Annotated in this window: 18 protein-coding genes; 1 reads left to right on the top strand and 17 read right to left on the bottom strand. The window is 70.7% G+C overall.

Annotation, left to right across the window (positions count from 1 at the left end):
* Position 1 precedes the first annotated feature (1 nt).
* The 16 genes from ACFYZA_RS05370 to ACFYZA_RS05295 all read right to left on the bottom strand — a co-directional run bounded on the left by ACFYZA_RS05370 (position 2) and on the right by ACFYZA_RS05295 (position 13,323).
* Positions 2-904, bottom strand: a complete 903-nt coding sequence (locus ACFYZA_RS05370) for a fumarylacetoacetate hydrolase family protein (RefSeq protein ID WP_388487406.1) — start codon at positions 902-904, stop codon at positions 2-4.
* 68 nt (positions 905-972) lie between these two features.
* Positions 973-1,986 carry a hypothetical protein gene (locus ACFYZA_RS05365; RefSeq protein ID WP_382588255.1) on the bottom strand — a complete coding sequence of 338 codons (1,014 nt, stop codon included), beginning with the start codon at positions 1,984-1,986 and terminating at the stop codon, positions 973-975.
* 617 nt (positions 1,987-2,603) lie between these two features.
* A complete protein-coding gene (locus tag ACFYZA_RS05360; protein WP_388487404.1) occupies positions 2,604-3,251 on the bottom strand; it encodes a DUF6629 family protein in 648 nt (215 codons plus the stop codon).
* 114 nt (positions 3,252-3,365) lie between these two features.
* Positions 3,366-3,698: a hypothetical protein gene (locus tag ACFYZA_RS05355; RefSeq protein ID WP_388487402.1), complete on the bottom strand. Its 333-nt coding sequence runs from the start codon at positions 3,696-3,698 to the stop codon at positions 3,366-3,368.
* A 137-nt stretch (positions 3,699-3,835) separates the two neighbouring features.
* A complete protein-coding gene (locus ACFYZA_RS05350; RefSeq protein ID WP_388487400.1) occupies positions 3,836-4,240 on the bottom strand; it encodes a gas vesicle protein K in 405 nt (134 codons plus the stop codon).
* 55 nt (positions 4,241-4,295) lie between these two features.
* Positions 4,296-4,511 carry a gas vesicle protein gene (locus ACFYZA_RS05345; protein ID WP_388487398.1) on the bottom strand — a complete coding sequence of 72 codons (216 nt, stop codon included), beginning with the start codon at positions 4,509-4,511 and terminating at the stop codon, positions 4,296-4,298.
* Positions 4,504-5,388 carry a GvpL/GvpF family gas vesicle protein gene (locus ACFYZA_RS05340; protein ID WP_388487395.1) on the bottom strand — a complete coding sequence of 295 codons (885 nt, stop codon included), beginning with the start codon at positions 5,386-5,388 and terminating at the stop codon, positions 4,504-4,506. Before ACFYZA_RS05340 ends, ACFYZA_RS05345 begins: the two co-directional genes overlap by 8 nt.
* The gene (locus ACFYZA_RS05335; protein WP_388487393.1) at positions 5,381-5,791 is read right to left on the bottom strand and encodes a gas vesicle protein; all 411 of its coding nucleotides are present in this window, start codon (positions 5,789-5,791) and stop codon (positions 5,381-5,383) included. Before ACFYZA_RS05335 ends, ACFYZA_RS05340 begins: the two co-directional genes overlap by 8 nt.
* Before the next feature lie 39 nt (positions 5,792-5,830).
* Complete coding sequence (locus tag ACFYZA_RS05330; RefSeq protein WP_382588239.1) at positions 5,831-6,079, bottom strand: gas vesicle protein GvpG; 249 nt, start codon at positions 6,077-6,079, stop codon at positions 5,831-5,833.
* A gap of 37 nt (positions 6,080-6,116) precedes the next feature.
* Positions 6,117-6,830, bottom strand: a complete 714-nt coding sequence (locus ACFYZA_RS05325) for a GvpL/GvpF family gas vesicle protein (RefSeq protein ID WP_382588237.1) — start codon at positions 6,828-6,830, stop codon at positions 6,117-6,119.
* Positions 6,831-6,833: 3 nt separating this feature from the next.
* Positions 6,834-7,277, bottom strand: coding sequence for a gas vesicle structural protein GvpA (locus ACFYZA_RS05320; RefSeq protein WP_382588235.1), 444 nt, complete (start codon positions 7,275-7,277; stop codon positions 6,834-6,836).
* 80 nt (positions 7,278-7,357) lie between these two features.
* A complete protein-coding gene (locus ACFYZA_RS05315; RefSeq protein WP_388487389.1) occupies positions 7,358-7,750 on the bottom strand; it encodes a gas vesicle protein in 393 nt (130 codons plus the stop codon).
* A 384-nt stretch (positions 7,751-8,134) separates the two neighbouring features.
* Positions 8,135-9,406: an SRPBCC family protein gene (locus ACFYZA_RS05310; RefSeq protein ID WP_388487387.1), complete on the bottom strand. Its 1,272-nt coding sequence runs from the start codon at positions 9,404-9,406 to the stop codon at positions 8,135-8,137.
* On the bottom strand, positions 9,399-10,058 hold the full coding sequence (locus tag ACFYZA_RS05305; RefSeq protein ID WP_388487385.1) for a hypothetical protein: 660 nt from the start codon (positions 10,056-10,058) through the stop codon (positions 9,399-9,401). The genes ACFYZA_RS05310 and ACFYZA_RS05305 overlap by 8 nt, the downstream gene beginning before the upstream one ends.
* Positions 10,059-10,904: 846 nt before the next feature.
* Complete coding sequence (locus ACFYZA_RS05300) at positions 10,905-11,291, bottom strand: FKBP-type peptidyl-prolyl cis-trans isomerase (protein ID WP_382588227.1); 387 nt, start codon at positions 11,289-11,291, stop codon at positions 10,905-10,907.
* Positions 11,292-11,496: 205 nt separating this feature from the next.
* The gene (locus tag ACFYZA_RS05295; RefSeq protein WP_388487383.1) at positions 11,497-13,323 is read right to left on the bottom strand and encodes a gamma-glutamyltransferase family protein; all 1,827 of its coding nucleotides are present in this window, start codon (positions 13,321-13,323) and stop codon (positions 11,497-11,499) included.
* A 276-nt stretch (positions 13,324-13,599) separates the two neighbouring features.
* On the opposite strand from ACFYZA_RS05295, the gene ACFYZA_RS05290 reads away from it, so the two are divergent.
* Positions 13,600-15,789, top strand: a complete 2,190-nt coding sequence (locus tag ACFYZA_RS05290; RefSeq protein ID WP_388487380.1) for an FUSC family protein — start codon at positions 13,600-13,602, stop codon at positions 15,787-15,789.
* 94 nt (positions 15,790-15,883) lie between these two features.
* Here ACFYZA_RS05290 and ACFYZA_RS05285 read toward each other — a convergent pair whose 3' ends face one another.
* Positions 15,884-17,029: a bifunctional 2-methylcitrate synthase/citrate synthase gene (locus ACFYZA_RS05285; protein WP_388487377.1), complete on the bottom strand. Its 1,146-nt coding sequence runs from the start codon at positions 17,027-17,029 to the stop codon at positions 15,884-15,886.
* Between the last annotated feature and the right edge of the window lie 10 nt (positions 17,030-17,039).

Below are 17,039 nucleotides of genomic sequence, written 5' to 3'. Positions count from 1 at the left end.
GTCAGCCTCCTTCACTGTGAGTTGTGGGGCGGCGCGTCTCCTGGGGGTGCGCCTCGTCCTTGCGCACGGGGTGGGTCAGGGTGCCGACGTGTTCCACGACCGCCCGCACCGTGTCGCCGGCGGAGAGGGGTGCGGCGCCGGGGGTTCCGGTGCAGATCACGGTGCCGGGTTCGAGGGTCCTTCCGGCGCTGAAGTACTCCACGAGACGGTCCAGGCCGAACTTCATGTCGGCGGGCGTGGCGGCCGCCACGGTCTCTCCGTTGCGCACGGTGGCGACACGGAGGGAGGCGAGGTCGGCGTCACTGAATTCGTCCAGGGTCACGAGGACGGGCCCGACGCTGCAGAAGGTGTCGAACCCCTTCGCCCACGGAATGTGCCGGGGATTCTCCCGGATCACGTCTTCGGCGGTCATGTCGAGGACGGCGGTGACACCCGCCACGACGGAACGCCATTCGGACCGATCGACGTTCTTGCAGGGGGTTTTGATGACGAGCCCCAGCTCCGCCTCCGCCGTGACGCGCCCGGACTGCCGGGGCAGTTCGATGTGGCCGCCGTTTGCGATGAGGCAGTTGGCGGGGCGCAGATAGGAGCCCGGACCGGAACGGGGCTGCTCGGACTCCAAGTCCTCCGAGTGGCGACGGTAGTTGAGCCCGGCGCCCCAGATGTCGGCGCCCGGATCGACGATCGTGGCGGCCAGCTCGAAGTCCGGTCGCACGGGGGCGAGTTCGGCCGCCTGGCGTTCGACGGCCTCCCGCAGCGCCCGCAGGTCCGCGTCGCCGGTCAGCTCGCTGATCCGGGTGACGTTCTCGTGGCCCTTGATGCCCGACAGGGCGAACCACTGCCCCTCGTGTCCGACGGCGATGGCCGGGCCGGAGGCGGATGTGATCGACTTGGCGATTCTCATGCTGCTCTCCCACGGTAGGGCGGGCCAGGACCGGCCCACCGATCAACTGGGTGGCTGCCGCCCGTGTCTCAGGCGGTGATCCTGTGTGCGGCGAGGCGGAAGTCGTCCTTGCGCGGGCTGTGATCGGCGATCTCGACCGCGGTCTCCATCAGCCGTGCCCGGTCGGTGTGGTACTCCCCCGCCAGCTCCTCCACCAGCGGGAAGAAGCCCGAGTGGATGCCGATCACCGCGCCCAGGACCTGCATGGTGCGGTCCTCGGGCAGGGCGACCATGTTCTCCCGGCAGTACGCGGCCAGCTTCGCCAGTTCCGCGTAGTCGAAGAGGTCGGACCCGAGGAGCTTGACGGCACCGGCCAGCGACTCGATGGCGGCGTTGCCCGATCCGCGGCCGATGCCGTCGAGAGTGGCATCGACGATGGTGGCCCCGGCCTGGAGCGCGGTGAGGCTGTTGATGTTGGCCATGCCGAGGTTGTCGTGCCCGTGGAAGCCGACGACCGGGAAGCTCTGACGCACCGCGCTCACGTAGGTCTGGACGTCGGCGGGGAGCATGGCGCCGTAGGAGTCGACGACGTAGACGCCCGCGATGTCGGGGCTCAACCCGTCGAGCAGCCGCACGAGTTCCCGCACGGGCGTGGCGCTCGACTTCATGAGGTTGAGATAGACCTCGCCGCACAGCTCGGTGGCGCGCCGCAGGTAGTCGAGCTGCTCGGGGACCCGGTCCGGCTCCATGCCGATCCGGATGAAGGACATGCCCCGGTCGCTCAGCTCCGCGACGGTGCTCAGACGCGTGAACTCCGGCTGGGCGAACATTCCCCAGGGCTTCTCGGTCAGGGTGGCGGTCGCGATCTCGGCCCACCGGTAGTGGTCGATGTTGCACGCCTTGATCCCGCTGCGTTCGGCCTCGAGACCGATTCCGTGACCCACTTCCACTTTGGCCACCGGAATGTCGTTCAACCGGGTGAGCAGGTTCGCCACGAACCCCTCGTCGAGCTGGAAGTCGACGGCGTACGAGCCGTCGCGCAGCGTGCAGTCGAGCAGGTTGATCGTCGGCGCTTCGTCGAGCCGACCGTCCAATAAGGACATGACGTCACTCCTTGGTTCAGCTGGATTGAGAGACCATGCGGAACGCCCGAAAGAGACGGGTGGGAGGTGCGAAGTAGGGGGCGGTGGGCGGGAAACGGCACGGGAGGCCCGCAGGACGCGGGTACTCGGCCGGGCGCGTACGGGCGGAGAAGGCAGGAGGCGGGCGTCGCCCTAGTCCCCTGCGTACAGCCGTTCTCTCCCCACTTACCGCCCCCAGGTTCCCTCGGGCCTGCTGCGTACTCGATGTGGGTGCCGACCGGGATCGCATCTCTGGATCACAAGCCGACCGGCACGTAGATATACGCGTTCCCAACCGCCGGTGCCATAGACAGCGCAATACCCTTTGTCCGAATCGCATGCCCGAAATCCGGCGCCCGGCGCTCCCCCGGTCCCGGGTGGCGGCAGCACGCCCGGCGTTCCGTGGGGCCGCTCGCCCCTGGTGGCGGCCCCGTCCGCCGGGCCAGGTCTCCGGCCCCGCGGACGACCGCCCTGTAATCGCGGCCACACCAACAGCCTTGCGCGCGTGGTGAGTTCAGGTCGACGTGCCGCCGGACCCCCGGTGCCCTCTTGACGGTTCGCCCGTCTCACCTTCAGGATTCGCGCCGGCGTCCGCCGCCTCACGGGCCTACAGGGTCGGCGGGCCCCGCAAGGGGCAGCCGGCGTCTCCTCGCCCAGAGCAACAGGAGCACCGAGCACACGGCGGCGCACGCACACCACGTCGAGACGTATTCCTGCCGCCAGAGCGCGAAGGACACCGCCGCCCCGACGGCCACCAGGACGCCGAGAAGAACGAGGCCGCGGTCACCGGACAGGAGCAGGGAGCCGATGGTGGCGAGGAAGTAGCCGACGATGACGAGTCCCGCCTGCCGCAGTCCCAGGGAGTACCCGACGGTGTGTCCTCGGATCTCGGCGGTGACGGTACGGGTGGCCAGCGCGTGAGCGAGCGCCGCCGAGGTCGCGGCTCCCGCCGCCAACGGGACGAGCAGGCGCCGCCGAGCGTGCGCGGGCGCGGCACACAGCACGGCCACGGGCAACCACAGGGGCAGCAGCGGGAGCGCGATGACGGCCCAGGCGACAGTGGCGGACCCGGTGCCGCCGTTGTCGTGCCAGACGGCGGCCTCGACGATCTGGTGGAGCCCCAGGAGGAGGGGCAGGGCTGCCAGCGGCAGGTCACGGGGGCGGCCGGCCGCCATGGCCACGGACACGGCTCCCACCGAGGTGATGGCCCCGCCCGCTACGAGGTCGGCCGTCGCACTCCAGCACATGGCGGCAACGCTACGGTCGCCCCGCCTGGGGAGCGCGACGGACGCTCCGGCGGACCTCGGGGATATCCGACGACACCCCCTCCTTCGCCGGTGGGCGGTGGCGCGGGCAGGCGTCTAGGCGTGGCCCCCGATGGTCAGCTCGACCTCGTCTCCCTTGTGGATGAAGTCCCGGATCAGCCAGGTGCGGGCGTCGATGCCGGTGCCTGCCCCGGTGGTGTAGGCCGGCACGGAGAGTACGGGGCTCTGCTCAGTGGTGCGCAGGTCCGCCTCGGTGACCACGTCGTCGGACAGGCGCAGTTCCAGTTCGACCGACCGGGGGTGCGCCGCGAAGTCGGACGGGTCGGAAAGCCCCTGAACGTGCAGGCGGGCCCCCGGAAAGAGGTGGGTATGGCCGCACACGGCCAGGTAGGTGTCCGCTCGGGCCGGTCCGGTGGAGGGCTGGGTCATGGCTCGGCTCCGCAGTCGGGGGCGATGGGCGGTGGCCAGTGTGGCGGTCCGGGCGGGCGGGCTGCGGCATTCCGCGGCGGCGCCGCTCCGCTGCCACCCGGTCGGAGCCCAGCGCGTCCTGGCGACGGCTGCCCCCGTCAGTTCCTTGGCAACAGGCTGCCGAGGGGCCCGAGGTCCAGGTTGAGGTCCTCGGGAGTCAGGTCGTAGCGTTCGCACAGTTCGGCCATGCGGTCCTGAAGGATCATCAAGGTCAGGCCGATGCGCTCCTCCTGGTCCTCGGTCAGGTCCTCCTGGTCGACGCGGTGCAGCGCCGTGCGTTCCATCAGCTGGCGCAGCAGCTCCACGATGGTGAGCACGAGCCGGATCAGGTCGCGTTCGACGGTGTCCGGGTCGGTGTGGAGGCGTGCCGCAGGAGAGCCGGGTCCCGTGGACGCGGGGTCGGCGCGGAGGCCCTCGGACACCGACGGCAGGAGGTCGAAGGCGCGCCGGAAGTCGTCGTCCTGCGCCGCGGTGGCGGCTTCGGCCTGTCGCGGGTCTGTCATGGGGTCTGCCTTCCATAGGCCGTACGGTCCGCCCGTCGTGGGGCGTGGCGCCCTCTCACCAGGGAGAGGGGCTGTCCGGGGTGATCGAGTGGATGACGGCCCGCAGGTTGATGCGTACGAGATCGACGTCCGCCACTGACAGGACGAGGTCACCGGTCAGGACGGCGCCCCCGTTGAGCAGCCGGTCGAGGAGGTCGATCAGGGCCACCTGACGGCCGCCGAGCAGATCCTCGTCGGCCTCGCTCGGGGCCCACGCCGGTTCGCTAGACACGGTCGCGCTCCTCGTCCCGCTCCGCACTCCGGCCCGTCGCCCGGCCGGGGGTGGCGAAGGAGTACGGAGCCCAGGGCCCGGTCACCTCGACGTGCACGCCGGCGGCCGCGTCACCCAGCCCCGTCAGCTCGGCCCGGAACGTCTCCGCACGCCCGCTCGGCACCAGGTAGGCCTCGTTGCTGATGTTCTCGCCTGCCTTCGTCGCCAGCGGTCCGCCCTGCTGGGGCCGGTGGGCGACGCGGTCGCGGGCGTACAGCGCCGCCGTTTCCGCCACCCGGGCCGCGACGGCTCCGGCCGCACGGAAGGTGTCCTGCCGGCTGCGGCGCTGCGCGCGCCGCTGCTGAAGGAACGCCCGGCCGGGGCTGACGGGGGCGCCGGACGCGGCCGGCTCCTCCGCCGCCGAGGAGGGAGGCGGGACGGCCGGTACCGGCAGGGCGTAGACCTTCACTCCCCATTCCTGATGGCCCGTCAAATGATCGAGCAGCGAGCCGAATTCGCCGGATCCCTGCCGGAGCATCTCGGCCACGCGCTCGGTGTCCACGTACACGGTGGCCAGCCGCATGGGCAGCACCGTGGTCCGGGCGCCGGCCTGGGCCACGACACCGTCATGGATCCGGGCCAGCGTCTCCAGGCGGTCGAGCTGCTCCAACTGGTTCTTCAGCGCCTGCTCGTGGAAATCGACGGCCGGCACGGGCGAGGCCAGGACGGCCAGCCCCTCGCACTCGATGGTCCGCAACGGCTCGCCGTAGAGGCCGGTCGCGCCCCGCGCCACGTCCCGCATCGCCTGGTCGGCACGGCCGACGGCGTACACGTACCAGAGCTGGTCGTCGCCGGTCGCGGGCAGGGCGCCGTGCGGCTCTGTCTCGTGGTCACGCATCCCGGTCCTCCCCGGCCGTCTCGCCGGCCGGCAGCCCGGCGGCGGCGCGCAGCTCGTCCAGCTCCGCCCGCAGCCGGGCGTTCTCGGCTTCGAGTCCGGCGCGCGGCGGGGCGCCCGCGGCGGCCGGGGGTCCCGCATGTGCCCGGGACGACAGCGAGGGGTCGTGCTCCCACCAGTCGATGCCCATCTCCTTGGCCTTGTCGACGGAGGCGACGAGCAGCCGGAGTTTGATGGTGAGCAGCTCGATGTCCAACAAGTTGATCTTGATGTCACCGGCGATGACGATGCCCTTGTCCAGCACGCGTTCCAGGATGTCCGCCAGATTGGCCGACGATCCCTGCGGCTGGCCGTACGGGGAAGCCCCGGTCGAGCCGCCTAGCCGCCCGGAGATGGATTCAGACATGTGGTCACCTCTCTACGTACTGCTCGGGGCGGGTGTCGCTCAGCCGAGTTCCTGCTGTCTTCGCTTGAACTCCTCCATGCGGTCCAGGAGTTCGTCCTCGCGGCGGTCGTGCTCGTCCTCGTCGATGCGGCCTGCCAGGAGCTCGCTCTCCAGCGCGGCGAGCTCCTGGCGGACCTTCTCGGGGTCGTAGTACTCGCGCTCCGCCGTCTCGGTCACCTGCTCCAGAACCCAGAAGGTTCCGCGCAGGGGTGCCAGCGGCAGGGTGAGCAACTGCGAGACAAGTCCCATGTGATGGGTCGGCCTCCTTCCCGGGGGGGGGCGACTCTCAGACGAAGCTGTACGGCGGCAGCGGACCGCGCAGGGTGAGCTGGAACACCGGCTCCAGATGCTTCGCCATCGCGTCGACGCGATCGCAGAACGCGGCGGCGGACGCCCGGGGCACGAGGAACGACACGTTCAGGAAGTGCGACTGCGGCACGTCCGCGGTCGCGTACTGCTGCGCCGAGGGCGCGAGGCCGTCGATGACGGTGCTCGCGTCACGCTTCTCCAGGCGCTCGACCTCCTGGGAGATCGCCTGGCCGAGGGCGACCTTGTCGCCCTGCGCCTGCGGGTTGCTCCTCGTGCGCTCGTTGAGATCCCGTACGAGGTCCGACTCGGCGACCACCTCGCGCAGCAGGTCGCTCTCGTCGCGGGAGGCCTTCAGGTTGTACTCGACGCAGTCACCGATCGCCTCCAGACGCTGGAGGTAGGCGTCGGCCTGTGCGTCCAGCTCGGCGAGCACGGCCTCGTCGTTCGGCCCGACGAGCCCGAAGCGCATGGGCAGGACGGACCCGTCGGCGAGCAGCCGTTCCTGGACCGCCTGGTGGGCCATGACGTCGCGGCGCTTGGCCCGCAGGTCCGCCGGGGCCTCGCTGACGACGGCGGTCAGCTTGTCGCTGCTCAGCGTCCGGAGCGTGCTCGGCTCCTTGCCGACGCCCTGGAGGCCGTCCAGGTTGAGCGACCGGTCGGCGGGGAGGATGGCGTAGATGTAAGTGGACACGGATCAGGCCTCTCGACGACGGCTTGCGGTTCGGCGGGTGCCGGAGGACGACTTGCGCTGAGCGGGCTCGCGCTCGTCATCGTCGTCGCCCCCGCCCTTCAGGGAGTCGGATATCGCCTCGACGGCACCGCTCAGTGCCCCTTTGGTCTTACCGTGGGCCCCGCTCTCCGTGGCGTCGCCGATCAGGTCGGTGATCTTGGAGGGAGCCTTCTTGCCGGACTCCAGGTCGAGGCGGTTGCAGGCCTCCGCGAAGCGCAGGTAGGTGTCGACACTGGCCACCACGACACGAATGTCGATCTTGAGGATCTCGATGCCGACGAGGGAGACACGGACGAACGCGTCGATCACCAGGCCGCGGTCCAGCACCAGTTCAAGGACGTCATAGAGACCGGAGGAACCTCCGCCGGATCCTCCGGTCGGAGCGTTTGCCTGCGGTACGACAGTCATGGCGAGTCCTTCCTGTTGCTGATATTCCGGCGCACGACTTCGGTGCGCGGTTCATTCGTGCGGAGTTCGCCCGGCTCTTCTCAGCGGTCCACCGCGCCGCGCTGATAGCGACGGGTGCGCTCGTAACCGGTGAGTTCCCCGCGCTCGTCGAGCTGCACCCGATAGGAGGCCATGACGCTGCTGGTGTCAGGAATCCTTTCGAGCTCCATTACCTCGATATCCGCCGTCCATCCGGAATCGGACGGTTTGATGGCGGACACCGAGCCGGAGGGGCAGCGCAGGAGCTCACAGAGTTCCTCGACCGCTTTCCCCATCACCACGCGCATGGACGGCTTGGACGGTGGCCGCTTGGCACGCGTCCGGGGACGCTCGCCCTCGCGCGGCTCCGACTTCCCGTCCGCCGACGACGGCTTTTCCCCGCTTCTCTCGGAGGTCCTCTTGGACGTCGTGTCCGAGGCTGTTTCGGAGGCCATGCGTTGCTCCTTTCCTTGCTTCTCCCGCACAAACGGACCGGCTTTTCTCCGATGTGCGTGTCGTGGCCGCTTGCCCGCCCTCAGACGTCATATGCCTCCGCGCCGACGCCGAATCTGTGGGCTGGGTCATCGCATGCGAGCCCCATGCGCGGGTAGCGCGCGGGGGCTTTACGGGCGCCCCATCGGCCCGGGCGGCGGGACGCCTCCAAGGCCTGCGGAAGCGGAGGCGAACGCAGATGCGCGGGCGGCCGTGGCACGGAGGAGACCGGGGCCGAGGGGTCTGCGACCAGAGGGGACGCCGCCTGCTCCCTCGGCAAGACACGGTCAAGCTGCCGGGCCGCTGCGGCGGATCCGACGCCCCCGGCGGCGCAGGCGCCTCAGTGATCAGCGCCGGGCAGCTGTACGCCGGGCTCGCGGCTGTTCGTCGTCCTCAGCGGGCTGCTCGGCCTCGCCGTCCTCGTCCTCGTCCTCGTCCTGGACGTCGTCTTCCTCATCGTCGAGGTAGTCGTACTCGCCCTCGTCCTCGTCTTCGCCGTCCTCCGGCTCGGCGTCGTCCGCCCGGCCGGCGCCGTGGCCCTCGGGCAGTTCGTCCTGCTCGTACCCGTCGTCGTCGGCACGGGAGCGAGCGTGCCCGTCGTCGGGCTCTTCCTCGTCCTCGTATTCGTCGTCCTCGTCGTACTCGGGTTCGTCGTCGCCGTCGTCGCCGTCGGCGCCGTCGTCCGGAGCGTCTTCGTCGGCGTACTCGTCGAAGTCCTCGGCGGAGTCGTCGGCGTGGCCGTCCTCCGTGCCGTCGTCGGGACCGGTGCGGTCGGCTTCCTCCTCCCGCGCCACCGCGTCGTCGTGGTCGACCACGACCTCGCCGTCGCGGATCTCCCCGCGCCAGCCGTCGGTGGCCTCGCCGCGCATCATGATGAACTTGCGGTACAGCTTCAGGTCCAGCCGCGCCCGCCTGCCCTGAGCACGCCAGATGTTGCCCGTCTTCTCGAACAGCCCCTGGGGGAAGTACTCCAGGTTCAGCAGGACCCGGGTCAGGTTGTCCGTGATCGGGTGGAAGGTGACGACGCCCTTGACCGTCCCCTTCGCGCCGTCGGTGGTCCAGGCGATGCGCTCGTCGGGTATCTGCTCAGTGACGTTGGCCTTCCAGCTCCGGGTGGACTTGGCGACCTTGACCCGCCAGTTGGTCGTGGTGTCGTCGCTCTTCTCGACACTCACGACGCCCTTCGCGAAGGTGCTGAACTCCTGGAACTGGGTCCACTGGTCGTAGGCCTCACGCACGGGCACGCCGACGTCGATGTCCTCGACGATATTGACGCTCTTGGAGCCGCCACCGCCCTTTCGCCCCTTGCCGAAGAGCCCCGACACCTTGTCCTTCAGGGCGCCGCCGCCCACGGAGAGCGCGGCCTTGGCCGGCGAGCCGCCGTCCGCGAGCACCTTTCCGCCCTTGGCCAGCGCGTTCATGAGGCCGCCGGACGAGCCGTCACTGTCGCTGCGGCCCTCCCCCATCCTGGCGAGGCCGGCACCCAGCTTCTCGCCGAGCCCGCTCACCGCGTGCTCCGCGCGCGTCTGGAGGTAGTTCCCGAGCTCTTCCTTGAGGCGGCCCGCGGCGGGGTGACCGGCGATCCGGTCCTTGATCGATTCCGGCGTCTGCTCAGGCATCGTCGCCTCCGCGCGTCGAGGTCTTACGTGCGGCCGTCTTACGGGCGGGGGCCTTGCGGCCCGCCGACTCCGAGGACTTGCGCGCGGTGCCCCGTGCGGCGCTGCCGGAGCCGCGCGTGCTGGAGCTCTCCGCCGCCTTGCGGCGCGGGCGCTGGGCGTCCTCGTCATCGGACGCCTTGCCGGAACTCTTCGACCGAGGCCGCGACGAACCACCGGAGCTTTCGCCCCCACGGGCGGCGGGCTTGCGACGCGCCGCCTTCACCGGCCGCTCCTCGTCGGGAGCGTCCTTCGCGTCCTGCTCGTCCGCATCCTGGACGTCGTCGACGTCGTCCTCGTTCGGCTCTTCGACGTCCTGCCCGGACTGGAGGGCCTGAGTACGGTCGCGCAGGCTGTCGGCAAGGGAGCCGGCGCGCTTGGTCAGCGCGGCGGTGGCGGCGCTCTTGGTGGCACCCACCAACTCCGTGCGCACCTGGTCGCTGAGACCGCTCAGCACCGGATTGTCCTTGACCAGCTGGAGCATCTGTTTCGGATCCAGGCTCAGCTTCTTCCCGGCCAGATACATGCCGAGGCCCAGAGCCAAGCGTGCCTTCTTGGTGCGGCCCAGCAGGTATCCACCTGCAACCGCCATCCCTATCTTGGCGTTGTCACTCATGTAATCCACCTCAGTTCTTTCGCACGAATTCGGGCGGTTCCCGAATTCGCGCAGACACCCGTATACCGATTTCGCGGATTCCGGTATCGATGCCGATCCCGACGACGGCAGCCAGGCCGAATGAGCCGACCGACAGACCGCAGAGTCCATTCAGCGCATGAACCTCGTCACATGGACGTCATCGAGCCCAGCAGCACCGCGATCCCGGACGAATCAGGACATGGGTCCCAGTTGCCGCTCAGGGACGAGGCCGCAGAGAGTTCTTCTTTTCTCTGCGCGATCGCCGGGGCACAACGGGTGTCTGCTTCCGACAGTGCGACACCATGCGCGGTATCCAGATTTTCGACCCGACGCTGACCGGGTTCTCCGGCCGAATGCCCACCCGTGCCGCATTCACACGGTGCCAAAGGGGGATGAATCATGGGTCTCACTGAGGACATGCCCCAGGGGGTTCCGGGTAGAGGGGCAGGTTGGTCCGATCCGAACCGGACTCACTGGTGCCGCTCCCGCATGATCGGGCTTGGCATCCTTGTGCCGGTTCCACCCCAACCGGCTGCTTGGCCGTGGCCCTCGTCGTCGCGCTCACGGATGCTGGGCGAGCTACCAGTGGTTCGCCTCCGAATTCCGGCACGCGAAAGGACCATTGCGCGCTGCGGCTTCGGTGCGGGGCGTGATGGGGTGACCGGCGCGGTACGGGCCCCGACGTCACGCCACGGGGCCCCGGTCCGCAGCCGCCACAGCGGAGCCGCCGCTGACCGGGGGCGGTAAGGCCCGTTTTCAGAACGGGCCTTACCCTTCCGGGCTTACTCCTCCGGCCTTACTCTTCCGAGCGAAGTCCCGTCGCGCCTACGGCTGCTTCACGTCGAGCAAGTCCACGACGAAGACCAGGGTTTCGCCAGGACGGATCGCCGGGCCCGCCCCACGGTCGCCGTAGCCCAGGTGAGCGGGGATGACCAGCCGACGGCGACCGCCGACCTTCATGCCCTTCACTCCCATGTCCCAGCCCTTGATGACCTGACCGGCCAGCAGGTCGAACTCGAACGCCTCGCCCCGGTTCCAACTCGCGTCGAATTCCTGCCCGGTTGACTGCGCCACACCGACGTAGTGGACGGAGACGCGGCTCCCCTTCACCGCCTCGTCCCCCTCCCCCACCCACAGATCCGTGATCTCCAGGAACTGCGGCCCCCTGCCACGGGGGACGTCAACCACGGGCCGTTCCAGATCCCTGCTCATCGCGCACACTCCCAATCGATTCGGGCCCCGGAGGTCCGGGGCCACATCTCACGTCGGCACCAGCCACCCAGCGCGACCCGCACAACGCTACCCACCCCGGGATGCGGACCCCTCAAATGACCTGCGCCGCCCCGTGCGTGAGATCACGCGCACCCCGCGCGGCCATGCGTACCGTTCCCCAGGGCCCTCGCACACCCGGCCCGGTTCAGCGGCCGACCGCGTACCCCTGCATCCCCCGCGGGTTCGCCGCCGCCGACAGCACGCCGGTCCGCGCATCGCGTGCGACCGCGCACAGCCTGCCTTCGGACCACGGCTCCCCCACCAGGACGTCGTGACCGCGTCGCCGCAGTTCCTCCACCGCCTCCGGCTTCATCCGTGACTCGACAGTCACCAGGCCGGGGCGCATGCCACGTGGGTAGAAGGAGCTCGGGAAGCTGTCGTTGTGCCAGTTCGGTGCGTCGATGGCGCCCTGGAGGTCGAGGCCTCCCCTGGCCCCGCCACGCAGCGCCACCGCGAGGAAGAAGTGCAGCTGCCACTGGTCCTGTTGATCGCCGCCCGGGGTGCCGAAGGCCAGCGTGGGTACTCCGTCGCGCAACGCGAGAGACGGACTCAGAGTGGTACGAGGGCGGCGGCCGGGAGTGAGCGAGTTCGGCAGTCCCTCGTCGAGCCAGGCCATCTGGAGCCTCGTGCCGAGCGGAAAGCCCAACTCGGGGACGACAGGGTTGGACTGGAGCCATCCACCACTGGGCGTGGCGGCGACCATGTTGCCCCATCGGTCCACGACGTCGAGATGACAGGTGTCGCCCGAGGTGGCACCGTCCTTCGCCACGGCGATGTCGCCGGGTTCCCGTTGGTACACGCCGCTGTTGACGGTGGGTTCGCCCGCTCCGAGAGAGCTCTCGCCGGACGGCGCGGGCTTGGCATCGCGCACGTAGCGGCTCAGCCGGGGCGTTCGCCCGCCGGGGCTGCCGGGGCGCAGCTCGTGGGACGCCCGGGGGCCGATCAGTGACTGCCGCTGTTCGTTGTACGCGGGCGCCAGGAGGTCTTCCAGCGGCACCTCTGCCCCGTCGCCGTACCAGGCCTCGCGGTCGGCCATGGCGAGCTTGCAGCCCTCGATGAGCAGATGGGTGTAGTCGGCGGACTCATAGGGCGGCAACTGCGTTGGCAGGAGCGCGAGTTGCTGGAGCATCGCGGGGCCCTGGCTCCACGGACCGGGCTTGCAGATGGTCCATTCCTGCCATTCATGGGTTGCCGGAGCCTCATAGGTCGCCGACCAGCCGGCGAGATCGGTGGCCGTCAGGGTTCCGGCGTGGCGCACTCCGCTGGTGTCCATGGTGGGCCGCTGAGCCTGGCGTACGAGCGCCTCGGCGATGAAGCCGGAGCGCCAGATCTCCCGTGCCTTCTCGATCTGGGACTCCCGGTCCCCCGCATCGGACGCCTCGGCCACCAGGCGTTTCCAGGTCGCGGCGAGTGCGGGATTGCGGAACAGCTCGCCCGGCCGCGGCGGGCTTCCGTCCGGCAGGTATATCGCTGCCGAGGACCGCCACTCCGTCTCGAACAGTGCTCGGACCGTCGCCACGGTCTCCCCTACGCGCTCCACCGGCGCGTGCCCGTGCTCCGCGTAGCCGATCGCGTACCTCAGCACGTCGGCGAGCGGTTTGCTGCCGTGATCGCGCAGCAGGAGCATCCAGGCGTCGAACGCGCCCGGCACAGCGGCCGCCAGCGGGCCCGTGCCCGGCACGAGCTCCAGGCCCAGTGCCCTGTAGTGCTCGACCGTGGCCCCGGCCGGGGCAGCACCCTGCCCACAGAGCACCTGGACCTCACCGCCCGCCGGGGCGAGCATGATGGGGACCTCTCCCGCGGGACCGTTGAGGTGCGGCTCGACCACGTGCAGGACGAAGCCGGCGGCGACGGCGGCGTCGAACGCGTTGCCCCCGTCCTCCAGGACAGCCATCGCGGACTGGGAAGCCAGCCAGTGTGTGGAGGACACCATCCCGAAGGTTCCCTGAAGGGTGGGGCGGGTCGTGAACATGCTGTGCCACCTCTCTGCTGCTGCGGACCGGAAGGTCAACTGCCCATCCGAATATGGCATTCGGACCCGTGGCGCACCTCCCCCTTCGGCGCCGTCATATCCGCGTCGTGTCGTCGAGGACGCCGCGTTCACGGCACGGACGTCCAGGCACCTGGCGTCCTCCGGTTGCGATGGTTCGGGGCCGACCTAGGGTGACAGCATGATCAGGCACCGTGTCCGCCGTGCCGCCCCACTCCGGCCGCGCGCCGGGCGCAGTCCCGGCGCCAGGACGCTTCGATGACCCGGGCGGGGCCGTGGCGGTGGCTCGCGCGGCAGCCGGGGGCGGCGAAGTACGGGCGCCGGGCGCTCTGGGGCGCGCTCGCCGGCCTCGGCGGTTTCTCCGTGGTGCGATACGGCTTCGAGCAGCACGTCATGGCCCTGTACGCCCTGTTCGGCGCCCTGCCCCTGACCTTGTTCTCGCAGATCCCGGGGCGCGGCCGGCACCGCTCGCGCATTCTGCTCGCCGCACTGCCGGCCGGTCTCGTGCTGGTCACCGCCGGCACCCTGCTCGCCGCGCACTCCTGGAGCGCGGCCATCGGCCTGTTCTTCGTCGCCTTCACCGTGTCCTACCTCGGGGTCGGCGGCCCCGGCGCCGGTGGGCTCGCCACGTCGTTCCAGCTCTACTACCTGCTGCCGTGCTTCCCGCCCTACGCGCCCGACACCCTCGTCCAGCGGCTCGGCGGCATCGCCATCGGCGTCCTGCTCGCGGTGCTCGTCGACCGACTGCTGCCGCCCGGACCGCTGCCGGCGACCTACCGCTCCCTGCTGTCCGACGCGATGGCGGCCGTGGCCGACTACGCGGACAGCACGGCCCGCCTCACCATAGGCGCGGCCGTCGGCGACGAGGTGTCCCGAAGCAAAGCAGCCGCGGATCAGGCCCTTCAGGCCACCCGGCTCTCGCGCGTCGAGGCCCCCGAGCGCCCCACCTCGGCCTCCCTCCGGGACCGCGCGCTCATCGACACCCGAGCGGCCCTGCGGCACATCACCACTCAGCTCGACCGGCTCGCCGCCCGCCCCTACGGCACCGACTCCGGGGCCGCGACGATCCTGGACCGGTCCGCGGCCGCCCTGCGCCGTGCGGCCCGCGTAGTGGCCGACGGCAGGGCCGGCGCGCCCGAGAGCGAACTCACCGCGGCCCTCGCCGGCTACTGGGAGGTACGAGGCCGCGACCTCGCGGCCACCTCGCCCCGCAGCCTGCGGCGGGACGCCATCGTGCACGCGACCGGCGGCGCCACCCTGCTCCTGGCAGAAGGAGCCAGGCTCTCCTGCGGTGCCCCGCTCGACGAGCGCTGGCGCGGGCCGGCGGGCCCCTTCCCGTACGCGGTCATCAGTCGTCCGGCGCGCTGGTGGCGCAGGCTGCGCGTCCACCTCACCCCGCGTTCGGTGCTGCTCCAGAACGCGCTGCGCGGCGCGATCGCGCTGTTCGGAGCGCGCCTCATCGTCGGCGCCCTCGACCTTCCCCACGGCTTCTGGGCCCTGCTCACCACGCTCAGCCTGATGCGTACCTCCGCGTCCGACACCCGCGGCGCCCTGCTGCCCGCCTTCGTCGGAACGGCGGCGGGCGCGGTCGTGGCCACGGCCGTCGTCATGCTGGTCGGCGATGTGCCGGCCTTCTACATCGCCGTCGCACCCGTCGTGTTCCTCGTGGGCTTCGCGGTGGGTCCCCTGCTCGGCCCGGCCTGGACCCAAGGCGCCCTCACCTTGACGCTGGTGGTCATCTTCGCCCAGGTCGTGCCGACCAACGCCCGTCTTCCGGCGGTGCGGCTGATGGACGTGGTGATCGGCGGATCGATCGGAGCGGCGGCCAGCATGCTCGCCTGGCCGCGCGGTGCCCAGGGTGAACTGCGGCGCGGCGTGGCCGAGTTCCTGGCGCGCTGCGCGGAAGGCTGCGTGGCCGTCACCCAGCGCCTGGGCCCGCGCTTCCCGGACGGGCCGCCCCTGCACCCGGCCGTCCGGGCCATGCAGCTGGCCCAGGCCGCCTACACCCAGCACCGCACGGAGCGGGCTCTGCCCCAATCCCCGCCCCTGCCTTGGGAGTTGGCCATGGCGCCGGGCTACACGACGGTCAGCGGGGGCCAGCTCCTGCTCGCCCGGCACACCTCCGCCGGTCCCTCGCTGCCCGAGGCAGCGGTCGATGAGCTGACCGCGCTGGCCCGCCGCGTAGCGGGCGACTGCGCTCGTGCGGCCGAGACGATTCGCGGCCAACGGCCCGCTTCCGCACCGGCCCGCGACGACTACGGCGCGGAAGAGTCGGCGGTCCTGCGCCACGGCGTACGACACCCCTTGGTGCGCAGCGCTCCCGAGGTACTTCTCATCGCCGATGTCGAGGCCTGGCTCACCGGAATCGCCCACGAGGCGGTTCGCGTCGAGCAGGTCTTCGCCGGGGCGGACACCGGGTCCGACCAGGGCGCCGACGTGGCCTCCTGAGACCCGTACGGCGGGTCGGCGCCGGTCCGGTCGCCGGGATCGTCGAAGCGGGAGTACGTCGGGAACGTCCGCTCCGGCAGCGACCGGCAGGCGTCTACTCGGCGCCCGGTACCGCTCGCTGGCTCGGGCCGTCGTACGAGGCCAGGGGGCGGATCAGGGCGTTGTGCGCGAGCTGTTCGGTGATGTGGGCGGTCCAGCCGGTGATGCGGCTCATCACGAAGATCGGCGTGAACGTCGGGATGTCGAAGCCCATGAGGCGATAGGCGAGCCCGGCCGGATAGTCGAGGTTCGGGTGGATGCCCTTGCGGGCGGTCATGGCGTGTCGCAGGGCCGCGTGCAGTGTGGCGAGCCGGGTCGCCTCGGGGTCGGCGGCCCGGGCCACCAGCCGGTCGAGGGCGTCCTGCATGATCGGTACGCGCGAGTCGCCGTGCTTGTAGACGCGGTGGCCGAACCCCATGATCTTGCGCTTGGACGCCAGTGCCCGGTCCAGCCACTCCCCGGCCCGCCGCGGGTCGTCGACCTCGAGGAGCATGTGCATCACGGCCTCGTTGGCGCCGCCGTGGAGCGGCCCCTTGAGTGCGCCGATGGCGGCGGTGACGGCGCTGTACAGGTCGGAGAGGGTGGAGGTGACCACGCGGGCGGTGAACGTGGAGGCGTTGAAGCTGTGTTCGGCGTACAGGACGAGGGAGATCTCGAAGCAGCGGACCACCTCCGGCTCGGGAACGCGGCCGAAGCACATGTGGAAGAAGTTCTCGGCGTATCCGAGGGACGGGTCGGGCTGGATCGGGGCGAGCCCGTGCCGCCTGCGGTGGTCGGCGGCGACCACGGTCGGCAGCTTCGCCAGCAGGGCGAGGGATTTCGCCCGGTTGGCGGCCGGACTGCCGTCGTCCTCGGTGGGGTCCTCGGCGCCGAAGAAGCTGACGGCGGTGCGCAGCACATCCATGGGGTGGCAGGTCTCGGGGAGGCGCACCAGGAGTTCCGTGGTGGTGCGGTCCAGGGGGCGCAACGCCCGCTCGCGGGCCCGGAATTGGCCGAGCTGTACGGAGTCGGGGAGTTCGCCGTGCCAGAGCAGGTAGGCGACCTCCTCGAAGGAGTGGCGGGCGGCGAGGTCCTGCACCGGGTAGCCGCGATAGGTGAGGGAGTTGGTCGCCTGGATGACGGTGGAGATCTCGGTGGTGTCGACGACGACACCGGCGAGCCCGCGGTGGACGTCCGGTGTGGTGGGCGGAGCGGTGGTCATGTGGTCCTCC

Origin of the sequence: Streptomyces sp. NPDC001828 (assembly GCF_042892175.1) — a bacterium.
Lineage (GTDB): Bacteria > Actinomycetota > Actinomycetes > Streptomycetales > Streptomycetaceae > Streptomyces.
The sequence above is the reverse complement of the archived record's forward strand: the minus strand, read 5'-3'. Positions and strand labels throughout refer to the sequence as shown.